This window comes from Microcystis sp. M090S1 (genome assembly GCF_020246295.1).
Taxonomy (GTDB): domain Bacteria; phylum Cyanobacteriota; class Cyanobacteriia; order Cyanobacteriales; family Microcystaceae; genus Microcystis; species Microcystis aeruginosa.
Genome location: NZ_JADBTF010000244.1, coordinates 1 through 3420, shown reverse-complemented (window position 1 = coordinate 3420; position 3420 = coordinate 1). Strand labels below are relative to the sequence as shown.

Genomic DNA, 3420 nt, shown 5'->3' with positions numbered 1-3420 from the left:
TAAAACTGTCTCTTGAAGCTAATTATGATGATTATCTTGAAAAAAAATGATAATTAGACAGAAGTTCTCTTGTTCACATAGAGAACTTTATCTTCTTTTGTTTTCAAAATGAGAATTGCTGATAATTGTAGACGTAAAGCTCAAGAATACGCCAGTAAATTTTGCAAAGTTTCTTGCTCTCATTCAGAATTTGACCCAGTGCATTTAGAACTTCTTAAAATCTGTTCTACACCACAAACAGATCAGGATAAATCTGATTTAAGACAATTGGCAAGAGCTATTGCTTCTGAGTCAGAGATTTTCGTTACACGAGATACAAAGTTACTTGAGCTAGAATCTATACTTTATGATAAGTTTTCAATTCAAATTTTATGTCCTACAGACTTAATTATAAAACTAGATAACTTATTGAGAACATCTGAATATCAACCTGTACGCCTCGCAGGAACTACTATAGAAAAACGACTGATAAAAGAAGGAGAACAAAAGCAGTTATTGGAACAATTTCTAATGTCAGGACAAAGGGAGAAAAAAAATGAGTTTAAAAATTATTTACAAGGATTTCTGGCCAGTCCAAATGAGTTTAATTGTTTTGTTGTCTTAGATCATGCTAATAACAAACAATTAAGTAGTAATTATATAGCACTATTTGTGTATGATTGGTCAGAAAAAAATCAATTAACAATTCCTTTGCTTCGTGTCAATAATAATATTGGTAAAATGAGAAAAGCAATTATATTACATTTGCTCTCAATATTTATTTTAGAAGCATCCAACAAAGAAAGATTATCAACAAGAATTACTGATCAGTACCTTGACAAAGATATTATTCAATCTATTCAAGATACTCTATTTGTTCAAGATGGGGAAGAATGGATAAAACATCACTTAGTTTTTTCAGGAACAACTCTACAATTAACTAAAAAGTTAAATGGGTTAAACTCAGAATCAATTTTTAATACAAATATTTTATCCAAACCTATAGAGATTTTACAAGATAGTTCTATAAATGATAGGAATACAGCAACTTATATTGAACGATTGTTTCATCCTTGTAAAATCGTTGATGCAGAGATTCCTAGTTTTATTATTCCAATTCAAGCTAAATGGGCGGTAGACTTATTTGATTCGGAATTAGCTAATCAAACAATATTTGGAGCAAGAAAAGATTTAGCGTTTAATTGTGAAGCCGTTTACTATCGTTCTGTTCGTAACTCTGGTGGATTATCTGCTCCTAGTCGTGTTCTCTGGTATATTAGTGATGATCCAAAGTATATAGGTACTCAAAGTTTAAGAGCTTGTTCCAAAATCGATGAAATTATTATTGGAATCCCCAAAGAATTATATCGTCAATTTAGGCGGTTAGGAGTCTACGATTTTGAGCAAATTTTAAAAATTGCCAAAAATAATATTGATAATACAATCATGGCCATTCGTTTTAGCTATACAGAATTGCTTAAATCACCAATCCCTCTACAGAGTATTCAGCAAATACTCAATAACAAAGTCACATTTCCCTCTCCTTATAAAATTTCTAGATCAGAATTTGAAACATTGTATAATAAGGGTATGCAAATTTTAAATTAAGAGAACATTCTATGTTACATAAAACTATTCTAATGTCGATTAAACCCAAATACGTTGAGAAAATATTAAAAGGAGAAAAAACGGCAGAATTTCGCCGATCAATGTACTCATCTATCAAAAAGGGAGATCAAGTTTTTATATATTCTTCATCTCCACAAAAAGCCTTAGTAGGAAAATTTATTATTGATGAGATCATTAATGATACAGTAGAAAATTTATGGAAATTAAAAGGGAAAGAAGGATGTATATCTTATGAGGAATTTATGAACTATTATGACGGTATTTCATCAGGACATTGCTTGGTATTGAAGGAAATTATAACCTTCTCGGCACCTATAAAGCTTGAAGAGTTAAGATCACAAATTGTAAATTTTAGAGTTCCACAAAGCTGTCGCTATTTACGACCAGATGAAATTGAAATTTTTTTTAAAATTCCCATTGCTTCATCTTCTAAAAAATCCCTAGATACAATTATAAGATATTAAATTACTTTTCAATAAGCTGGTCAGATCATTAGACAATATTTGTTACTGCGGAAATTTATTGGCTCTTCTGGTTTCTGTGTGGAAACGAGGTCTATACTGATAGTTTCTTACATGATTGGTTTTATAGTTAGTAAATTTTACCAAAAGTATCAATTATGTATCCTAATCAATGCCAAGATTGAACAATAATTTCTGGTGAATCATCCTCATCCATGACCAGATCTACCGACTCCACCCGCAAGAGGGCCAAATTATCGTTAACCACCCCTTGAAGATAGATTTCCCCCATCCCTTCACCCCCAAGATCGATCGAGCCAAAAACTTGACCGGTTTTTGTATTAAAATTAAACTGAAAATAATTAGCTGAGGAAATTCCCTCGCTGACATTATCGTATCTAGCGATCTCTTGACCACTGTTATCATAAAAAGATACTTGAAAATTTTCTAAAACTCGCATTTTTCCCGAACCTTTTTCCGAAAAGATAGTCGGGGCCGTTTTTTCATCATAACTAAAAGAACCTTTAGCTGTATAGCCTTGATTTCCCAACCATTGAAAATCGAGCGTCACCGCTAAAACTCCTTGGCTATTCATGTTAGCAACTAAAAGCCAAGCTAATAGTAAAGTCAATATTATCTTTTTCATTAGTCGGTTATTTCATTTACAGCAGTTATCCTAATGGTGAGGTACGAAGTCTCTGGTTTTGGAGAACAGGGAACAGCGAACGGTAGCTAGGGTTTGCTGAATAAATCTAAAAACCTTGTTGGATAAGACTTTTAGACTTTTTTGACCTCAAAAAGTGCCGACCATTGGAGTGATTGGGGGGAAAATTCAGGGACTTTTTCCCTGAAAATTAGGTAATTGACCACCTGAAAATGGGTAAAACCCCACACCCCACACCCCACACCCTGCCACCAGGAAAAACCTTTTCAGCAGACCCTATTATAGCAAAGGGATTGCTACTTGCTTCCAATTAGTCACTGATAACTGATAACTGAATAGAGTTTGTCAGCGAAACGTTTTTTTGTCTTAAAGTCCAGAAAACGGTTTTCTTCAAGAAACCCGTTTTCTAGTGGGACTTCGGCAAAAAAGAAGCTTAAAAATGCTTCAAAATATTCGCTTAATGCTTCTTTCCAGGGTTCATCATAATTGGCGGTTGTTGGGTTCATCAATTAGGGTGATAGTTTTAATTGTTCTCCGCTTCTGGCTAAGAGCTGACTGACGGACACAAGTGGGTCAAAACCTGACAAGACAAGGGTTGCCAAAAAGAAAAAGATCTGGGTAGATAGGGAAAAAGCAAGAATCCCTACAAGATGAAAACCGAGAACAGAATCTTCTCCCAAGTTTATT

4 protein-coding genes are annotated in these 3420 nt (G+C 33.6%); 2 read left to right on the top strand and 2 right to left on the bottom strand.

Annotated features, from left to right (window positions below):
- The first annotated feature begins 108 nt into the window (after window positions 1-108).
- Together IM477_RS10985 and IM477_RS10980 are read left to right on the top strand one after the other, a co-directional pair.
- Entirely contained in the window at window positions 109-1587 is a 1479-nt protein-coding gene (locus IM477_RS10985; RefSeq protein ID WP_287731721.1) for a PIN domain-containing protein, read from the top strand.
- 11 nt (window positions 1588-1598) lie between these two features.
- The gene (locus tag IM477_RS10980; protein WP_002750544.1) at window positions 1599-2072 is read left to right on the top strand and encodes an ASCH domain-containing protein; all 474 of its coding nucleotides are present in this window, start codon (window positions 1599-1601) and stop codon (window positions 2070-2072) included.
- A gap of 166 nt (window positions 2073-2238) precedes the next feature.
- Here IM477_RS10980 and IM477_RS10975 read toward each other — a convergent pair whose 3' ends face one another.
- The gene (locus IM477_RS10975) at window positions 2239-2715 is read right to left on the bottom strand and encodes a hypothetical protein (RefSeq protein ID WP_287731720.1); all 477 of its coding nucleotides are present in this window, start codon (window positions 2713-2715) and stop codon (window positions 2239-2241) included.
- A gap of 332 nt (window positions 2716-3047) precedes the next feature.
- Complete coding sequence (locus IM477_RS10970; RefSeq protein ID WP_287731719.1) at window positions 3048-3239, bottom strand: hypothetical protein; 192 nt, start codon at window positions 3237-3239, stop codon at window positions 3048-3050.
- Window positions 3240-3420 lie beyond the last annotated feature (181 nt).

Bases quoted from the DNA above. Each gene is read 5' to 3' on its own strand.
- IM477_RS10985 (WP_287731721.1), top strand. From the start codon at position 109: ATGAGAATTGCTGATAATTGTAGACGTAAAGCTCAAGAATACGCCAGT.
- IM477_RS10980 (WP_002750544.1), top strand. From the start codon at position 1,599: ATGTTACATAAAACTATTCTAATGTCGATTAAACCCAAATACGTTGAG.
- IM477_RS10975 (WP_287731720.1), bottom strand. From the start codon at position 2,715: ATGAAAAAGATAATATTGACTTTACTATTAGCTTGGCTTTTAGTTGCT.
- IM477_RS10970 (WP_287731719.1), bottom strand. From the start codon at position 3,239: ATGAACCCAACAACCGCCAATTATGATGAACCCTGGAAAGAAGCATTA.